The organism is Mycobacterium sp. TH-M116 (genome assembly GCF_057473685.1).
In genome coordinates this window covers 1-17,772 of record NZ_JBYCLC010000266.1, presented here as the reverse complement: position 1 = coordinate 17,772, position 17,772 = coordinate 1, and the positions used below count along the sequence as shown (strand labels likewise).

16 protein-coding genes are annotated in these 17,772 nt (G+C 68.4%); 7 read left to right on the top strand and 9 right to left on the bottom strand.

The genetic code is table 11. The features are described from left to right. Positions 1-26: 26 nt before the first annotated feature. The 6 genes from AC2VOK_RS13350 to AC2VOK_RS13325 form a co-directional block, all read right to left on the bottom strand. Positions 27-473, bottom strand: a complete 447-nt coding sequence (locus AC2VOK_RS13350) for a hypothetical protein (protein ID WP_428900901.1) — start codon at positions 471-473, stop codon at positions 27-29. 7 nt (positions 474-480) lie between these two features. Further along, positions 481-1,656, bottom strand: coding sequence for a 3-ketosteroid-9-alpha-monooxygenase, oxygenase component (locus AC2VOK_RS13345; RefSeq protein ID WP_428900900.1), 1,176 nt, complete (start codon positions 1,654-1,656; stop codon positions 481-483). A gap of 131 nt (positions 1,657-1,787) precedes the next feature. After that, positions 1,788-2,213, bottom strand: coding sequence for a nuclear transport factor 2 family protein (locus AC2VOK_RS13340; protein ID WP_428900899.1), 426 nt, complete (start codon positions 2,211-2,213; stop codon positions 1,788-1,790). Beyond that, a complete protein-coding gene (locus AC2VOK_RS13335; RefSeq protein ID WP_428900898.1) occupies positions 2,210-3,394 on the bottom strand; it encodes a thiolase domain-containing protein in 1,185 nt (394 codons plus the stop codon). The genes AC2VOK_RS13340 and AC2VOK_RS13335 overlap by 4 nt, the downstream gene beginning before the upstream one ends. Beyond that, on the bottom strand, positions 3,394-4,458 hold the full coding sequence (locus AC2VOK_RS13330; protein WP_428900897.1) for a thiolase domain-containing protein: 1,065 nt from the start codon (positions 4,456-4,458) through the stop codon (positions 3,394-3,396). Before AC2VOK_RS13330 ends, AC2VOK_RS13335 begins: the two co-directional genes overlap by 1 nt. A 14-nt stretch (positions 4,459-4,472) precedes the next feature. After that, positions 4,473-5,480, bottom strand: a complete 1,008-nt coding sequence (locus tag AC2VOK_RS13325) for a Zn-ribbon domain-containing OB-fold protein (RefSeq protein ID WP_428900896.1) — start codon at positions 5,478-5,480, stop codon at positions 4,473-4,475. A gap of 46 nt (positions 5,481-5,526) precedes the next feature. Between AC2VOK_RS13325 and AC2VOK_RS13320 the strand changes: the two genes are divergently transcribed. From AC2VOK_RS13320 to AC2VOK_RS13310, 3 genes are read left to right on the top strand one after another with little or no spacing between them, the layout of a single operon-like run. Continuing rightward, positions 5,527-6,558, top strand: coding sequence for an LLM class F420-dependent oxidoreductase (locus AC2VOK_RS13320; protein WP_428900895.1), 1,032 nt, complete (start codon positions 5,527-5,529; stop codon positions 6,556-6,558). Positions 6,559-6,610: 52 nt separating this feature from the next. Then, positions 6,611-7,327 (top strand): acetoacetate decarboxylase family protein, encoded by a 717-nt coding sequence (locus AC2VOK_RS13315; RefSeq protein WP_428900894.1) that lies wholly within the window; start codon positions 6,611-6,613, stop codon positions 7,325-7,327. A gap of 23 nt (positions 7,328-7,350) precedes the next feature. Further along, entirely contained in the window at positions 7,351-8,541 is a 1,191-nt protein-coding gene (locus AC2VOK_RS13310) for a cytochrome P450 (RefSeq protein ID WP_428900902.1), read from the top strand. 60 nt (positions 8,542-8,601) lie between these two features. Here AC2VOK_RS13310 and AC2VOK_RS13305 read toward each other — a convergent pair whose 3' ends face one another. Together AC2VOK_RS13305 and AC2VOK_RS13300 are read right to left on the bottom strand one after the other, a co-directional pair. Continuing rightward, positions 8,602-9,441, bottom strand: a complete 840-nt coding sequence (locus tag AC2VOK_RS13305; RefSeq protein WP_428900893.1) for a hypothetical protein — start codon at positions 9,439-9,441, stop codon at positions 8,602-8,604. 103 nt (positions 9,442-9,544) lie between these two features. Further along, positions 9,545-10,357 (bottom strand): crotonase/enoyl-CoA hydratase family protein, encoded by an 813-nt coding sequence (locus tag AC2VOK_RS13300; protein WP_428900892.1) that lies wholly within the window; start codon positions 10,355-10,357, stop codon positions 9,545-9,547. Positions 10,358-10,421: 64 nt separating this feature from the next. Between AC2VOK_RS13300 and AC2VOK_RS13295 the strand changes: the two genes are divergently transcribed. From AC2VOK_RS13295 to AC2VOK_RS13280, 4 genes are read left to right on the top strand one after another with little or no spacing between them, the layout of a single operon-like run. Further along, positions 10,422-12,068 carry an acyl-CoA synthetase gene (locus AC2VOK_RS13295; protein WP_428900891.1) on the top strand — a complete coding sequence of 549 codons (1,647 nt, stop codon included), beginning with the start codon at positions 10,422-10,424 and terminating at the stop codon, positions 12,066-12,068. After that, positions 12,065-12,853, top strand: a complete 789-nt coding sequence (locus AC2VOK_RS13290; RefSeq protein ID WP_428900890.1) for a fructosamine kinase family protein — start codon at positions 12,065-12,067, stop codon at positions 12,851-12,853. Before AC2VOK_RS13295 ends, AC2VOK_RS13290 begins: the two co-directional genes overlap by 4 nt. Next, positions 12,850-13,674: an amidohydrolase family protein gene (locus AC2VOK_RS13285; protein WP_428900889.1), complete on the top strand. Its 825-nt coding sequence runs from the start codon at positions 12,850-12,852 to the stop codon at positions 13,672-13,674. The genes AC2VOK_RS13290 and AC2VOK_RS13285 overlap by 4 nt, the downstream gene beginning before the upstream one ends. Continuing rightward, positions 13,671-15,218, top strand: coding sequence for an acetolactate synthase large subunit (locus tag AC2VOK_RS13280; protein WP_428900888.1), 1,548 nt, complete (start codon positions 13,671-13,673; stop codon positions 15,216-15,218). The genes AC2VOK_RS13285 and AC2VOK_RS13280 overlap by 4 nt, the downstream gene beginning before the upstream one ends. A 15-nt stretch (positions 15,219-15,233) precedes the next feature. Here the strand turns inward: AC2VOK_RS13280 and AC2VOK_RS13275 are convergent. After that, a partial coding sequence (locus AC2VOK_RS13275) for a PecA family PE domain-processing aspartic protease (protein WP_428900887.1) occupies positions 15,234-17,772 on the bottom strand: 2,539 nt, incomplete at its 5' end.

Below are 17,772 nucleotides of genomic sequence, written 5' to 3'. Positions count from 1 at the left end.
CGCGCGCGGCGGCGCCGCCGGCCGGCTCAGTCCTCGTCGGGTGTGGCGTCAAGATACCCTTCGGCGACGGCATGCTCGATGCTGTCGGCGAGTTTGGGGCACGATGGTGTGCGTGCGGAATCCCCTCCGGTGCTGCGGATTTCGGAGAAATACGCGCAGCGCTGCGACGCCTCGGTGTTCCACTGGACCGCGGTGTGGCCAGGCCCCGGCCGTTTGACGGTCACCGTCGCATGGCAGAAGCGGCAGTCCACCGGGCGCAACCCCGAGCGCAGGTAGCGCTCCCGGTCGGCGCGGCTGGCCTCGGCAACCGCCGCCGCGCGCTGCGGATCGTCACGGAAATCCCGTGACTTCGACCACGAGTCGACTTCCCTACCCGGGCGGGTGGGCTCATGGTCGTGGCCGTCACCGCGCAGCCACAGCATGGACCGGGCGAGCCGATCGACATCGGGCACCGCGGGGTGGTCGTCCGGCACGTGCGGATCAGTGTTGCTGGGCGGGCACGTCGACCGAAACGGGTTCGGCGCCAAACTCTTTGGCCTTGAGGTTCTCTTGCACCTCGGCGTTCCAATACTCGTTGGCGCGGGTGGTGTCCACCTCGATCTCGAAGCGTTCGACCATCTCCGGTTTGATGTCGGCGACGTCGACGTAGAACTGCTGATACCAGCGGCGCAGCTGATAGACGGCGCCGTCCTCCTCGACCAGCAGCGGGTTGTCGATCCTGGTCTTGTGCTTCCAGATCTCGACATCCTGCAGGAAGCCCTTGCTGACACCCTCGGTGAAGGTCTTGGACAGCTTGTCGGTCATGGCCGCGTCCATGCCCTTGGGTTTTTCGACGATGACTCCCCACTGCAGTACGAAGGAGTTCTGGGTCACCGGGTAGTGGCAGTTGATCAGGATCGACTCGGCTTTGTACCCGCCGTAGCTGTTGTGCAGCCAGTTGATCATGAACGACGGCCCGAAGTAGGACGCCTCCGAATCCAGGTGCGCCTCGCCGTAGGAGGTTCCCAGGTCGTTGACGTCCGGACGGCCGACGTTGTGCAGGTACTGCGTGGCGATGTGGCCCTCGAACACGTTCTTGAAGTACGTCGGCAACCCGAAATGGATGTAGAAGAAGTGGGCCATGTCGGTGACGTTGTCGATGATGTCGCGGCAGTTCGACCCCTCGATGAGGATGCTGTTCCACCGCCAGTCCGTCCACTCGTCGCTGGAGGCTTCGGGGATGTCGGGGATGCGGACCGCGGGGTCCGGAGGATTGCCCTCGTGGTCGTGCCAGACGAACAGCAGGCCACCGCGCGCGTCGGTGGTCCAGGCCCGGGTGCGCGCCGTCTTGGGTGTGCGCTTGGCATAGGGCACCAGCGCGCAGCGCCCGTCGCCGCGCCAGCGCCAGTCGTGGAAGGGGCAGGCGACCTCGTCGCCCTTGACGGTGCCCTGGCTCAGGTCGCCGCCCATGTGCCGGCAGTAGGCGTCGAGGACCTTGATATCACCCTGCGAGTCGGCGAACACCACCAGCTTGGTGCCGAACGCCTGCACGGCGTGCGGTGTCCCGTCCAGGTAGTCCTCGGCGACGCCCAGGCAGTGCCAACCGCGGGCGTACCTGGTCGGCAGGACGCCGGCGTCGATCTCCCGGATGCCGACCGCATTGGTGTCGGTAGTCACCTGTCACCTCCAACTCACCGGCCTCTAACTAGAACACGTTACAGTTTTACTCCGGGCGTGCGCAACGACGGCGTTTCTGACCACCGAACGTTCATCGGGGCTCAGCCGCACCCGGCCAGGCTCACGCCGATCTAAACCCTGCGGGTGCTCGCGGCCGCGCGGTCCACTTCCCAGTAGGCCCGCAAGGCCACCATCTCGCCCTCGTCGTTCGCCTTGTAGGTGAAGACGCCTTCCGCGGTCACCTGGTACTCGCCCATGGTGATCAGGATGTGCCCGACGTTGGCCTCCTCGTTGCCGCACTGGTAGGTGTCGCGGAAGACGAACTCGATCCGGGTGGTCGGTGCGATGGCCTGGTCCCAGAACGCCGAGATCGCGTCGCGCCCCCGATGCCCGTTGCCCTGCGGATCGAGAGCCGAGGGGCCGACGGGGTCCTCGACGACGGCGTCCTCGGCGAACACCGCCAGCCACGCCTCCTTGTCGCGGGCAATGACCGCTTCCCGGGACCGGCGACCGGCCTCGTGCGCGGGGTGCGCCACCGTCGCCGGGGTTGCGGTCATGCGTTCACCCGCTCCGGCTTGTCCGCCCCGACCACCCACATGGAGTAGTACTGCGAGCCGCCACCATAGGCGTGCCCCAACGCCTTTCGGGCGCCGGGCACCTGGTGGTCGCCGCCCTTGCCCATCACCTGGATCGCCGCCTCGGCGAAGCGGATCAGCCCCGAGGCGCCGATCGGGTTCGACGACAGCACACCGCCTGAGGGGTTCACCGGCAGCCGGCCGCCGATCGCGGTCTCGCCCGCCTCGGTGAGCTTCCAGCCCTCGCCCTCGGCGGCAAAACCGAGGTTCTCCAGCCACATCGGCTCGAACCACGAGAACGGCACGTAGATCTCGGCGGCGTCGATTTCGTCGATGGGACTACTGATGCCCGCCGCCTTCCACAACGCGGCCGCCGCGTCGCGGCCGGCCTGCGGGCTCACCTGGTCGCGGCCGGAGAACTGCAACGGCTCGGTGCGCAGCGCGGTCGCGTGGATCCATGCCACCGGATGTCCCTGCGCCACGCGAGCATCGGCGACCTCTTCGTCGCCAATGACCACTGCGGCGGCGCCGTCCGAGGACGGGCAGGTCTCGTCGTAGCGGATCGGGTCCCACAGCATGGGGGATTCCATCACCTTCTCCAGCGTGATGTCGGGCTGGTGCAGATGGGCCAGCGGGTTGCGCGCCCCGTTGAGGCGATCCTTGACCGCAACCATGGCGCCGATGTTCAACGGTGCGCCGGAACGGCGGATGTACGAACGTACGTGCGGGGCGAAGTAGCCGCCGGCCCCGGCCCCCACCGGCTTGATGAACGGAATCGGAATCGACAATGCCCACATCGCATTCGATTCCGACTGCTTCTCCCAGGCCATCGCCAGCACGCGCTTGTACTTGCCGGACTGGACCAGGCCGGCAGCGACCACCCCGGTGGATCCGCCGACCGAGCCCGCCGTGTGTACGCGGATCATCGGCTTGCCGGTGGCACCCATGGCGTCGGCCATGAACAGCTCCGGCATCATGACGCCCTCGAAGAAGTCGGGGGCTTTGCCGACCACGACGGCGTCGATGTCGTCGAATGTGGCGCCGGCATCTGCCAGGGCCCGGTCGATCGCCTCGCGCACCAGGCCGTTCATCGAAACGTCGTGGCGCTTGGCAACGTATTTGGTCTGCCCGGTGCCCAGGACCGCCGCGAGCTTTCCGGCCATCAGTTCTTCCCTTCCATGACCGCGACCAGGTTCTGTTGCAGTACGGGCCCGCTGGTGGCATGCGCCAGCACCCGCCCGGCCGAGCGGTTCCAGATGTGTTGTGCCGCAAATCCGATGCGCTCCAGGCCGGCGACGAACATCGGGTTGGCGGCCAGCGCGCCACCGGACGGATTGATTTTCGTCTGCCCCGGCAGTCGGATCGCTTCTGCCAGGATCAGGTGCTGGTGGGTGAACGGCGCACAGATCTCTGCCACCTCGATATTGCGGACGTGGCCGCCGCTGGCCACCCTGGCCGCCGCCCTGGTCGACTGTGATTCTGTGAGGTCGCGCGCGCCCAGGATCGGGGATTCGATGCGGTGCTCGATCCCGGTGATCCAGGCCGGGTTTTCGCGCAACTCGCGCGCCCGGTCGTCAGCCGCCAGGATGATGGCCGCGGCCCCGTCGGTGATGGGTGCGATGTCGTGGCGCCGCAGCGGGTCGGCGAAGAACGGCCGCTCGAGCAGTTCGTCCAGGCTCACCGACGGCTCGACCGAATCCACCCGGCGGGCGTTCGCGAAGGAATCCAAGGCCACGCGCGCCATCTGCAGTTCGTCCCACTTGCCGGAGTCGAGTCCCATGCGGGCCTGCAAGCCGGCCATCGACACCGAATCGGGCCACAGCGGAGCGACGGTGTAGGGGTCGGTCTGCCGTGACAGGATGCGGCGCAGCACCCCGGCCGAGGACTTCCCGAAGCCGTACACCAGCGCGGTGTCGACCTCGCCGGTCAGGATCTTGATGTAGGCCTCGTAGAGGGCCCACGCCGCGTCCATCTCCACGTGCGACTCGTTGATCGGCGGCACGGCACCGATCGAGTCGATCGCGGAGATGAACGAGAATGCCCGCCCGGCAAGGTAATCCGACGAGCCCGAACACCAGAAGCCGATGTCGGCCTGGGTGATGTCGAGCTCCTCGTAGAGCTGGGCGAAACACGGCATCAGCATCTCGACGCCGTTGGTGGTGCCGTCGGTGCGACGGACATGCGGGGCGTGGGCAAAGCCGACCACCGCAACGTTGCGTTCGCTCATGAAAAGTAAGCCCTTTACAGGTGGTGCTTGTAGGTGTCGTACTCGGCGTCGGGTTCACCGGTCGGCCGGAAGTACTCGATGTTGTCGATCCCGAAGCCCCACTCCTCGCGGGGCCTCCACACCGCTTCGACGCGCATGCCCATGCGCACCTCGTGCGCGTCGACATCGGCGACCAGGTGCAGGAACGGGATGTCGGCCCCGTCGACCAGTACGTAGGCCGCCACGTAGGGCGGCTTGATCCGCTGGCCCTGGAAGGGGATGTTGATGATCGCGAACGTCGTCACCGTGCCCTTGTCGGGCAGTTCGACGAACTCGGTGGTCGGCAGGCCGGTCGCCGGGTCGGCGCCGTGCGGCGGGAAGTAGACCTTGCCTGCCGCGCCGTCGGCGCTCCTGGTCCTGGCCCCGAGCAGTGTGCCCTGGGCGATGGCCCGTAGGTAGGCGCTCTCCTCGTGGGAAGCGGTGTGCTGGATCGTCAGCGAGATCGGCGTGACGATCATGGTGACCGGATCCTGTTCGCCGGGCGGCTGTTCCGTCACGGGTTCGGCTTCACCGCCGAGCGCGAAGTACGCGATGTCGGTGATGGCGCCCACCGTCTCGTCGGCCCAGTGCACGTGGACGCGCGTGCCGGTGCGGATCGCCTCGGGATTGCCCGCATCGACCGCGTGCATCAGGGACGTGTCGGCACCGTCGAGCTTGATCAGCGCCCAGGCGAACGGCCGATCCAGCGGCTGGCCCTCCAACGGTTCGGGCTGCCAGGTCCACGACACGACGGTGCCCACGGCCGACACCGGTACCATCTCGGCCAGCGGCTCATAGGTGACCGGGTCATATTCCGCCGGCGGTACGTGCACCCGACCATCGGATCCGCGCACCCCGAGGATGTGGCGCTGACGCAGAGCGGTGAAGAACTTGCTCAGCGTGGCACCCACCGAACGGGTGTAGTCGAACGACAACGTCAGCGGCGCGGAGAGCGGTGGTTCACGGTGATCTGTCAAGGTCGGGCTGCTCGAACTGGCTGTCACGCCATCGAGTAGAACAGGTTCTAAGAATCGTTTCAAGGAGGCATCGATGAAGCTCGGGTTGCAGCTTGGGTATTGGGGCGCTCAGCCGCCGGAAAACCACGCCGAGCTCGTGGCCGCGGCAGAGGGAGCCGGGTTCGACGCGGTGTTCACCGCCGAGGCATGGGGCTCCGATGCCTACACCCCCCTGGCCTGGTGGGGTTCGTCGACCCGGCGGGTGCGGCTGGGTACCTCGGTGGTGCAGCTGTCCGCGCGCACTCCCACCGCGTGCGCGATGGCCGCACTGACACTCGACCACCTGTCCGGTGGCCGGCACATCCTGGGGCTCGGCGTCTCCGGCCCGCAGGTCGTCGAGGGCTGGTACGGCCAGAAGTTTCCCAAGCCGCTGGCCCGGACCCGGGAGTACATCGACATCCTGCGGCAGGTGTGGGCTCGTGAGAAGCCGGTGACCAGTGCCGGGCCCCACTACCCGTTGCCGTTGACGTCGGAGGGCGCCACCGGGCTGGGCAAAGCCCTCAAACCCATCACCCATCCGCGCCGCGCCGACATCCCGGTCATGCTGGGCGCCGAGGGCCCGAAGAACGTCGCGCTGGCCGCCGAGATCTGCGACGGCTGGTTGCCGATCTTCTACACCCCGCGGATGGCCGACACCTACAACGAATGGCTCGACGAGGGGTTCGCCCGGCCCGGCGCCCGCCGCAGCCGCGAGGACTTCGAGATCTGCGCGACCGCGACCATCGTCGTCACCGACGACCGCAGCGCCGCCTTCGCGGCGATGAAGCCGTTTCTCGCCCTCTACATGGGCGGCATGGGCGCCGAGGACACCAACTTCCACGCCGATGTCTACCGCCGGATGGGGTACGCCGAGGTGGTGGACGACGTGACGAAGCTGTTCCGATCCGACCAGAAGGACAAGGCCGCCGAGATCATTCCCGACGAGGTCGTCGACGACGCCGCGATCATCGGCGACCTGGACTACGTGCGTAAGCAGATCAAGGTCTGGGAGGCCGCGGGCGTCACCATGATGGTGGTGTCCGGACGCGACACCGAGCAGGTCCGCGAGCTGGGCACGCTCATCTGACGCCTGCGTGCCCGCCTTGCCAGGGGCTTAGAACACGTTCTAGATTTACCGGATGACAGCCTCGCAGCACACGATCGCGGGCACGGTACTGACGATGCCGGTGCGGATCCGCAAGGCAAACCAGCACATGGCGATGTTCTCCGTCGACGCCGACGCCGCCCAGCGCCTGATCGACTACAGCGGCCTGCGGGTCTGCCGCTACCTGCCCGGGCGCGCGATCGTGGTGCTGATGCTGATGCACTACCTCGACGGCGACCTGGGCCGGTACCACGAATTCGGCACCAGTGTGATGGTGAACCCGCCGGGGTCGAGCGCGAGCGGGCCCCGCGCACTGGGGGAGGCGGGCGCCTTCATCCACCACCTGCCCGTCGACCAGGCTTTCACGCTGGAGGCGGGCACCACGATCTGGGGCTATCCGAAAGTCATGGCGGACTTCACGATTCGCGAGAGCCGTCAGTTCGGATTCGACTGCAGCGTGGACGGGCAACTGGTGATCGGCATGGACTTCGCCCGCGGACTGCCGATTCGGCTGACCCCGCGCCAGGCGGCGCAGCGCAGCTACTCGCATCGCGACGGGATCACTCGCGAGACCGCCTTCGAACACACGCTGGACGGGGTGCGCACCCGGTTCGGGGGAGTGCGTGTCCGGCTGGGCGATCATCCCTACGCGAAAGAACTGGCATCGATGGGCCTTCCGAAACGCGCGATGCTGTCCAGCTCGGCTGAGAACGTACGCATGACCTTCGGCGATGCACAGGAGATCTCATGACCATCCCAGAATCGGGGACCGATCTGGGGACCAGACCGGATGTCGATCTGACCGACGGCGCGTTCTACGTGGGCGACTCCCGGGCCGTCTACCGCTGGATGCGGGAGAACGAGCCGGTGTTCCGCGATCGCAACGGGCTGGCCGCCGCGTCGACGTACCAGGCCGTCATCGACGCCGAGCGCAACCCTGAGCTGTTCTCGAACGCCGGCGGCATTCGGCCCGATCAAGACGGCGTCGAGATGATGATCGAGATGGACGACCCGCAGCACCTGTTGCGCCGCAAACTCGTCAACTCCGGCTTCACCCGCAAGCGCGTGAAGGACCAGGAGTCCAAGATCGTCGAACTGTGCGACGCCCTGATCGACGCGGTGTGCGAACGCGGCGAGTGCGACTTCGTCTGGGACCTCGCCGCACCCCTGCCGATGGCAGTCATCGGCGACATGCTCGGTGTGCGCCCGGAGGAACGCGAGATGTTCCTCAAGTGGTCCGACGACCTGGTCGGGGCGTTGAGCAGCACCGCGGCCGAAGCCGATATTCAGGTCACCATGGACGCCTTCGCCGCCTACAGCGAATACATGATGGGCATGATCGGGGCCCGCAAGTCCGAACCGACCGACGACCTGGTCAGCGTCCTGGTGCACGCGGAGGTCGAAGGCGCGCACCTGGAGGACCACCAGATCGTCACCGAGGTGCTGCTGCTGCTGATCGGCGGCGACGAGACGACACGGCACACGCTCTCCGGTGGCACACGCCAGCTGCTGCTGCACCCCGACCAGCACCGGCGTCTGGCGGCCGACCTGAGCATGCTGCCCAACGCGATCGAGGAGATGCTGCGCTGGACCGCGCCGGTGAAGAACATGGCCCGCACCATCACCGCCGACACCGAGTTCCACGGTACCGCGCTGTGCCAGGGCGAGAAGATGATCCTGCTGTTCGAGTCGGCGAACTTCGACGAGAAGGTCTTCGAGAACCCGGAGAGCTTCGACATCGAGCGCTACCCGAACAACCACCTGGCGTTCGGCTTCGGGACGCACTTCTGCCTGGGCAACCAACTCGCCCGGCTCGAGCTGTCGATCATGCAGAGCCGCCTGCTGCAGCGGCTTCCCGACATGCGGCTGGCATCGGATGCGGCGCTGCCGCTGCGCCCGGCGAACTTCGTGTCCGGCCTGGAGAAGATGCCGGTCGTCTTCAGCCCCGCCGCGCCTTTGGGCTGAGCGTTTTTCACGCCGAGAGTGAAACTGTTGCGAAGAAACGGCTGAAAACTCGCCACAGTTTCACGCTCGGCGATCCCATGCGGCCGATACCCGTCTGACGACCCCGCCTGCAGTGTCTTCGACCGTAACCCGGACGTCGATCCAGCCCAATTCCGCGAGGGCTTCGGCGCGCCGGATGTCATGGTTGAATTGTCGCCGGTCGAGGCGGTGGTGGTCGCCCTCGTAGTCCGCGGCGATCTTCATGTCTTCCCAGCCCATGTCGAGCACCGCGATCAGCTGGCCGTACTGGTCGTGCACGGGAATTTGAGTGCGGGGACGCGGAAAGCCGGCCCGGATGAGCACGAGGCGCAGCCAGGTTTCGCGGGGTGACTCAGCACCGGCGTCGACGAGATCCAGTGCACGGAGTGCCCGCCGGATGCCTCGGCGTCCCTTGTAGCGATCCGCAAGCAGCTCGACGTCTGCCGTCTTGAGACGGGTCGCTCGGGCGAGGGCATCGATCAACGCGATCGCACGGTTCAGGGGATAGCGCGACGCCAGGTCAAGGGCGGTGCGCGCCGGTGCCGTCACTGGCATCTCCCGCAATACCGCGACCTCGTCGTCCTCGATGCGATCAGACCAGGTGCGGATTTGCGGCGGCGCGTGCCGATTCTCGTAGATGAGTTCGGCGGGCGCGTTCCCGTCGACCCATTTGGCGCCGTGCAGCGCCGAGGCCGAGCAGCCTGCGACGACGCCGCGCCGCCGCGACCACAACCACGCGGCCTCCGCACGCAGCGCGGCGGTGACCTGCGTATCCCGCGGCACGTAGATGCCGCGGTGGATAGCTGTGAACCTGCTCCGCAGCGCGTACGGCGTGACACGACCGGCCACGACGGCCTCGCTGCCGATGAACGCCTTCCCCATGCGCGGCAGTGTGCCGCTTGAGGCCGACACCTCGTCGAGCGTGAAACTGCGGCCAAAAAACTGCGCGGAACTCGCAACAGCTTCACGCTCGGCGAGAAGGGAGTCAGCGGTTCTGGAAGTGGGGCTTGCGCTTCTCGGCGAACGCCCGCGGACCTTCCTTGGCGTCGTCGGACAGGAACACCTTGATCCCGATCTGGGTGTCGATCGCGAACGCCTCGTTCTCGTGCAGGCCCTCGGTCTCGCGGATCGCGCGCAGTATCGCCTGCACAGCCAACGGGCCGTTGTTCTCGATCATCTCCGCGATCTCGAGCGCCTTGGTCAGCGCCTGGCCGTCTTCGACGACGTGTCCGACCAATCCCATCTCCTTGGCCTCGTCGGCGGTGATGTGGCGTCCGGTCAGCAGCAGGTCGCACGCGACGGTGTAGGGGATCTGTCGCACCAACCGCACCGCCGAGCCGCCCATCGGATACAGGCTCCACTTGGCTTCGGAAATGCCGAACTTGGCGCTGCGGCCGGCGACCCGGATATCGGTGCCCTGCAGGATCTCGGTCCCGCCGGCGATCGCGGGCCCCTCGACGGCCGCGATCAGCGGCTTGGTCAACCGGCGCCCCTTCAGCAGCGCGTCGATGCGCGACGGGTCGTAGCTGCCGTCCTTGAACGATTCGCCCGGCGGCCTCTTGGTTGCTGCCTTGAGGTCCATGCCGGCGCAGAAGTAGCCGCCGGCACCGGTCAGGACGGCGCACCGGATGTCGGGATCATTGTCGACGCGGTCCCAGGCCTGCACCATGATCTGCATCATCTCGGCGCTCAGCGCGTTGCGCGCATGGGGCCGGTTCAGTGTGACGATCAGGGTGTGACCACGCTGTTCGACCAGCGCGTCCGGGCCGGTCTGTTCGTTTGCTGGACCTTCCGTCACCGCTGCCGCCTTCCGGGTCTCAATCAGCGTGAGCTTGTCAAGAAATGTAACACGTTCTAATTTGGTGGCCGTGGCCCTGAACATTGCCGATCTTGCCGAGCACGCCATTGACGCTGTGCCCGACCGTGTCGCCCTCATCTGCGGCGACCAGAAGCTGACCTACGCCGAACTGGAGGAGAAGGCCAACCGCCTGGCGCACTTCCTGATCGATCATGGCGTCAAGAAGGACGACAAGGTTGGGCTCTACTGCCGCAACCGCATCGAGATCGTCATCGCGATGCTCGGCATCGTCAAGGCCGGCGCAATCCTGGTCAACGTCAACTATCGCTACGTCGAGGGCGAACTGCGCTATCTGTTCGACAACTCCGACATGGTCGCGGTGATCCACGAGCGTCAGTACTCCGACCGCGTGGCCAACGTGCTGCCCGATACGCCAGGCGTCACGACGGTCCTGGTGATCGAGGACGGGAGCGAGAAGGATTACCAGCGCTACGGCGGCGTCGAGTTCTACTCCGCGATCGCGCAGGGTTCACCGGAGCGCGACTTCGGTTCGCGTCAGCGAAGCGCCGACGACATCTATCTGCTCTATACCGGTGGCACGACGGGATTCCCGAAGGGCGTGATGTGGCGTCACGAGGACATCTACCGGGTGTTGTTGGGTGGAACGGACTTCGCGACAGGCGAATTCGTGAAGGACGAGTACGACCTGGCCAAGGGCGCCGTCGAAAGCCCCCCCATGATCCGCTACCCGATTCCGCCGATGATCCACGGCGCCACGCAGTCGGCCACCTGGATGTCGATCTTCTCGGGCCAAACCATCGTGCTCGCACCGGAATTCAACGCAGAAGCGGTGTGGCGCACCATCCACGAACACAAGGTGAACCTGCTGTTCTTCACCGGGGACGCGATGGCCCGGCCGCTGCTCGACGCGCTGGACACCGACCACGACTACGACCTGTCCTCGCTGTTCCTGCTGGCCAGCACCGCGGCGCTGTTCTCGCCGAGCATCAAGGAGCGCCTGCTGGAGTTGCTGCCCAACCGGGTCATCACCGACTCGATCGGTTCTTCGGAGACCGGGTTCGGCGGCACCAGCATCGTCGCCAAGGACGCGCCGCACGCCGGCGGGCCGCGCGTGACGATCGACCACCGCACCGTCGTTCTCGACGAGGAAGGCAACGAGGTCAAGCCCGGCTCGGGGGTGCGCGGGCTGATCGCCAAGAAGGGCAACATCCCGGTCGGCTACTACAAGGACGAGAAGAAGACCGCCGAGACGTTCAAGATCTTCAACGGGGTGCGCTACGCGATCCCCGGCGACTACGCACTGGTCGAGGAGGACGGCACCGTCACGATGCTGGGCCGCGGTTCGGTGTCGATCAACAGCGGCGGCGAGAAGATCTACCCCGAAGAGGTGGAGGCGGCCCTCAAAGGCCATCCCGACGTCTTCGACGCCCTGGTCGTGGGTGTCCCCGACGCCCGCTTCGGCCAGCACGTGGCCGCCGTCGTGGCGCCGCGGCCGGGGATCCGGCCCACGCTGGCCGAACTTGACCGCTTCGTGCGCTCCGAGATCGCCGGGTACAAGGTGCCGCGCAGCCTGTGGCTCGTCGACGAAGTGAAGCGGTCGCCGGCCGGCAAGCCCGACTACCGCTGGGCCAAGGAGCAGACCGAGACGCGGCCGGCCGACGACGTGCACACCGCTCACGCGAGCGCTTGAGCGACTTCGTCAAACGCAACCCGGATGCCCCCGCAGGCTTCTTCGCGTGGGAAGCCGCTGGGCTGCAATGGCTTTCCGATGTCGACGGCGGCGTGCCGTGCGCGCGGGTGGTCGCCGTCGACGAGTCGAGTCTGACACTGCGGCGGCTGGAGTCGGTGGCACCGACCGCCGAGGCTGCGCGCGCTTTCGGCGGCCGGCTTGCCGTCACGCATGACGCGGGGGGCGCCGCGTTCGGCGCGGGACCCGACGGATGGGACGGGCCCGGATTCTTCGGTCCGTTTTCGCAGCCGTTGCCGATGTCGCTGCGGCGGCATCGCCGTTGGGGACAGTTCTACGCCGACGAGCGGTTGGCCCCGATGGCCGAGTATGCGGCGGCCCGGCTCGACGCGTCGACGCGGGCTGCGATCGACTCCGTGGCAGACCGCTGCCGTGCGGGCGATTTCGATGACGACGACCCCCCGGCGCGCCTGCACGGTGATCTGTGGACCGGCAACGTGATGTGGGCATCCGACGGAGTGGTGCTGATCGACCCGGCGGCGCACGCCGGTCACCGCGAGACCGACCTGGCCATGCTCGCTCTGTTCGGGTGCCCGCATCACGACGCGGTGCTCACCGGCTACCAGCGGGTGCAGCCGCTGCGGCCCGGCTGGCGTGAGCGGATCGGATTGCACCAGCTCTACCCGCTGCTGGCTCATGTCGTGCTGTTCGGCAGCGGGTACGCCCGGCAGACGGACGCCGCCGCCCGCGCCGCGCTCACTGCCCGGGGTTACAGTCGATCGCGATGACGATCGACGTGTGGATGCAGCATCCGACCGTGCGGTTCTTGCGCAGCGACATGTTGGCCTCGCTGCGGCGCTGGACCGGTGGGTCGATGCCGGACACCGAAGTTCCGATCGATGCGACCGTGGCGTCGCTGGATGACGCCGGAGTCGAGCTGGGCCTGCTCAGCGCGTGGCGCGGCCCGGGCAGCCAGGACCTGGTCTCCAACGACGAGGTCGCCGAATGGGTTGGCCTGCACCCGAAGCGTTTTGCCGGCGTGGCCACCGTCGACCTGGACCGTCCGATGGACGCGGTGCGGGAATTGCGCCGGCGCGTCGGCGAAGGCTTCGTCGGCCTGCGCGTGGTGCCCTGGTTGTGGGACGCGCCGCCGACCGACCGCCGCTACTACCCTCTGTTCGCCGCCTGCGTGGACCTCGGAGTCCCGTTCTGCACCCAGGTAGGGCACACCGGCCCGCTGCGGCCGTCGGAGACCGGACGCCCGATTCCCTACATCGACCAGGTGGCGCTCGACTTTCCGGAGCTGGTGATCGTCTGCGGGCACGTCGGCTATCCCTGGACCGAGGAGATGGTCGCCGTTGCGCGCAAGCACGAGAACGTCTACATCGACACCTCGGCTTACACGATCAGACGGCTACCCGAAGAGCTCATCAGATTCATGAAAACCGGTACCGGACAACGTAAAGTCTTGTTCGGCTCCAACTACCCGATGATCGCGCCCGCGCACGCGCTGGCGGGGCTCGACGACCTCGGTCTTGCCGAGGGCGCCCGCCGCGACTTTCTGCACGACAATGCGGGACGCGTCTTCAGATTGGAGGCAAACTCGTGAACGGTGCCCAGGCCCTGATCAACACCCTGGTCGACGGGGGTGTCGACGTGTGCTTCGCCAACCCGGGTACCTCGGAGATGCATTTCGTGGCCGCCCTGGACACCGTTCCGCGGATGCGCGGCGTGCTGACGCTCTTCGAAGGCGTGGCCACCGGGGCGGCCGACGGGTACGCCCGCATCGCCGATCGGCCGGCCGCCGTGCTGCTGCACCTGGGCCCTGGCCTGGGCAACGGCCTGGCCAACCTGCACAACGCGCGCCGCGCTCGGGCGCCGATGGTGGTGATCGTCGGCGACCACGCCACGTATCACAAGAAGTACGACGCGCCACTGGAATCAGACATCGACGCGGTCGCGGGCAGCGTCTCGGGATGGATGCGCAGGACGGCCGAGGCCGCCGCCGTCGGGGCCGACGCCGCCGAAGCGATCGCCGCCAGCCGCGGCGGCTCGCTCATATCGACGCTGATCCTGCCCGCCGACGTGTCCTGGACCGACGGTGCGCAACCCGCCGCGCCGGTGTCCGCGCGCGCCCAGGCCGCCCCGGCGCTGCCGTCCGAGGTGCTCGACGTGCTGCGCTCCGGGGAGCCGGTGGTGCTGATGGTCGGGGGGGATGCCACCCGCAGCAGGGGTTTGGCCGCGGCCGCGCGGATCGCCCAGGCGACCGGGGCACGGCTGCTGTGCGAGACGTTCCCGACGCGGCTGGAGCGCGGCGCGGGCGTGCCGGCCGTCGAGCGGCTGGCCTACTTCGCCGAAGCCGCCACGGCCCAGCTCGACGGCGCGAAACACCTCGTGCTGGCCGGCGCGAAGTCACCGGTGTCGTTCTTCGCCTACCCGGACACCCCGAGTGACCTGGTGCCGGCCGGCTGTCGGGTGCACACGCTGGCCGGGTATAGCGGCGCGGCCGACGCGCTTTCAGCGTTGGCCGACGAAGTGGCGCCCGGGACGGAGGCACTGCTAGCGGCCGCCGTGCGCCCCCAGTTGCCGACGGGTGCGTTGACGTCAGCGTCAGTGGCCCAGGCGATCGGGGCACTGATGCCGGAAGGCGCGATCGTCGTCGACGAGTCGAACACGTCCGGCCTGTTACTGCCGCAGGCCACCGCGGGGTCTCCGGCCCACGACTGGCTGACGCTGACCGGCGGGGCGATCGGCTACGGAATCCCGGCCGCGGTGGGCGCCGCGGTGGCCGCCCCGGACCGCCGGGTGTTGTGCCTGGAATCCGACGGCTCGGCGATGTACACGATCTCGGGCTTGTGGACCCAGGCGCGAGAGAACCTCAACGTGACCACCGTGCTCTACGACAACAGCGCCTACGACATCCTGCGGGTCGAGTTGCAGCGCGTCGGCGCCGGTTCGGCGCCCGGCCCCAAGGCGCGCGACCTACTCGACTTGAGCCGCCCCACAATCGATTTCGTGAAGATCGCCGAGGGTATGGGAGTGCCGGCGCGCCGCGCCACCACCGCCGAGGAGTTCGCCGACGCCCTGCGGTGGGGACTCGACGAGGCGGGTCCGCACCTCATCGACGCCGTGGTGCCCTCGCTCATGGGCTAGGGCGAAGGTAGCTGGTCAGGTGTCGAAGGTCGTCGTCCCGAGACCGCTGGGGCTTTCCGCGATGTACACCGGTCCCAGCTCGAATGGGGTATTCCCCGTGTTCATCACGGCACCTCCGACCGTCAGGGCGTTCGTCGCGGTCGTCGTGTAGGAGTACAGCAGCTGACCGCTGCTGGTGTGGACGGAAACGACTGTTCCCACCGGCACGGTCCCGGAAGTCTGACCGGTCCCGAGCAGGGATGCCGGGATGGATCCGTAAGCATCACCGGAATCGATGTACAGGGAAGGAGTGACCGTCGACGTCGTGCCGTACCCGGGGGGTGTGACCTGCACGTCCAGGTTGGAGGCGGTCGGCACTCCGGTAACGGTGACCCCGCTGGGTAGAGGGTTGGGGCCGAGTACCAGCTCGCCCTGGGGCTGGTTGAACAGCACACCCTGATCGAGGGTGCCCGGCAACGCCGGGATCACCGTGCTGGTGCCCGGGTAGCCGTCATTGGGCCCAATGCCCAAGATGCCGACTACTCCGGCGCCACTCCAATAGCTTTGGAAAGCCGTTTGGTTGCTGCCGGTGAGAACGTCAACGGCGGTCGGCGCGGTCGTCAGTTCAGCCCCTCCAGTGGTTTCGAAACCCACCGTCGTGTCATAGGTGGTGTAGCTGACCGTCGTCGACGCGTCAGGCCCGGAGTAAGCGACCGAACCCGAATAGACCGAGGAGCCGAGGTTTGTCGTTGGAACGTACTGCCCTTCGATGACAAGACCGGTGGATCCGGTGTCAACCAGCACGGGCACCGGCGTCCCCCCGTTTATGGAGACGTAAACGATCGGGTAAGGGCCATTCGGGGAAAGCGTCAGCGCGAGGTCTGCGTTTTCCGGAGTTGGGGTTCCGGCGCTGCCGGCCACACCGTCGGGGCCGCTGCCGGCCCCGCCGGTGCCGCCGGATCCGTTGATACCGGGCGTGCCGACCATGCCGCCGCTGCCGCCAGAGCCCCCGTTGCCGCCGTTGCCGCCGTCGCTTCCCTGGCCGGCGTTGCCGGCGTTGCCGCCGCTGCCGGCCGCGCCACCGGCACCGGCCACGCCGGCGTTGCCGCCGCTTGCGCCGTTGCCGCCGGAACCGCCGTTAACGCCGGAGCCGGCCAATTGGGCGTTGCCGCCGTCGCCGCCATTTCCGCCGTCGCCCCCTTTGCCGGCGTTGCCCCCGCTGCCGCCGTCAGCGCCCACTCCACCTGTCCCGCCGTAACCGCCGGCTCCGCCGTCGCCACCGACGCCTGCATTGCCTCCGTTGTCACCCTGGGCGTTGTAGTCGCCGGTGCCGTCGCCGCCGCTTCCGCCGCCCCCTCCCTGGCCGCCGTCGCCTCCGGTGCCGCCATTGAAACCGCTGCTGCCCTGCCCGCCGTTGCCACCGGACCCGGCCGCGCCGCCAGTACCGCCGCTCCCCCCGGTGCCGACGGGCAGTCCTTCGCTACCGGGCGCCGATTCGTTGCCATTGCCGGGGGCGCCGCCGTCGCCGGCCGTGCCCCCATTACCGCCGCTACCGCCGGTGCCCCCGCCTCCGGTAGTGCCGGTGCCGCCGATGCCGCCGCTGCCGCCGGCGCCACCACTACCGCCCGAACCGCCGTTGCCGTTGGACCCGAAATAGCCGTGCTCGGAGGACGTCAGTTTTTGCGCAGCCGCGCCACCTTGGCCGCCTTGGCCGCCCGTGCCACCACTACCGCCGGCGAAACCGGGGTTGTCACCGGCCGCGCCGTTGTCTCCGCGGCCGCCGGCCCCGCCGCTACCGCCGGCGCCACCGGCGCCACCGCTACCGAAGTAGACATTGTTGTCTTCGGCGGTTGTCACGCTGGTACTTTCGCCCGATTCTCCCCCGGCACCGCCGTTGCCGCCGTTGCCGCCGCTGCCGCCGCTGCCGCCGCCGCTGGTGATGCCCGCGCCCCCAGTACGGCCTTCGCCGCCGGCACCGCCGACGCCGCCGCTGCCGCCGCTGCCGCCGGCGGTGGCGCCGGTGCCAGGGTTTCCACCCGTACCGCCGGCGCCGGCATCGCCCCCGGCGCCGCCGTTACCGCCATTGCCGCTGCCCACGGGCGCGCCGCCGTTGCCGCCGTTGCCGCCGTTGCCGCCATTGCCGGCGGCGGCGCCGTTGGCCGAGCTACCGCCGCCCCCTCCGTCGCCGCCGGTACCACCCGCGCCGCCTTGGCCGCCGGTACCGCCATTGATGCTGGTGGTGATGCTGGACACGCCGGTGTTAGAACCGCCGTCGCCGCCGGCACCGCCCTGGCCGCCGTCGCCGCCGACCGCCCCTTGGCCGCCTTGGCCACCCGTGCCACCAGATCCACCGCTCCCGCCGGTCCCGGGGGTGCCCGCGGCCCCGGTGGTCGAGCCGGTGCCGCCGTGTCCGGCCGCTCCGCCGGTGCCTCCGGTGCCGCCTTGGGCGCCAGCCCCGCCGGCCACCCCTTGCGAGCCGTCGGTTCCGGTACCGCCCTGTCCGCCGGTGCCGCCCTGTCCGCCGTCGCCGCCTTGCCCGCCGGCTCCCTGGTGACCGCCGCCACCGGACCCGGCC

What these genes read in the sequence shown, in the direction of transcription:
- AC2VOK_RS13285 (WP_428900889.1), top strand. Translation starts at nt 12,850, where the DNA reads ATGACGATCGACGTGTGGATGCAGCATCCGACCGTGCGGTTCTTGCGC.
- AC2VOK_RS13320 (WP_428900895.1), top strand. Translation starts at nt 5,527, where the DNA reads ATGAAGCTCGGGTTGCAGCTTGGGTATTGGGGCGCTCAGCCGCCGGAA.
- AC2VOK_RS13330 (WP_428900897.1), bottom strand. Translation starts at nt 4,458, where the DNA reads ATGAGCGAACGCAACGTTGCGGTGGTCGGCTTTGCCCACGCCCCGCAT.
- AC2VOK_RS13335 (WP_428900898.1), bottom strand. Translation starts at nt 3,394, where the DNA reads ATGGCCGGAAAGCTCGCGGCGGTCCTGGGCACCGGGCAGACCAAATAC.
- AC2VOK_RS13315 (WP_428900894.1), top strand. Translation starts at nt 6,611, where the DNA reads ATGACAGCCTCGCAGCACACGATCGCGGGCACGGTACTGACGATGCCG.
- AC2VOK_RS13340 (WP_428900899.1), bottom strand. Translation starts at nt 2,213, where the DNA reads ATGACCGCAACCCCGGCGACGGTGGCGCACCCCGCGCACGAGGCCGGT.
- AC2VOK_RS13305 (WP_428900893.1), bottom strand. Translation starts at nt 9,441, where the DNA reads ATGGGGAAGGCGTTCATCGGCAGCGAGGCCGTCGTGGCCGGTCGTGTC.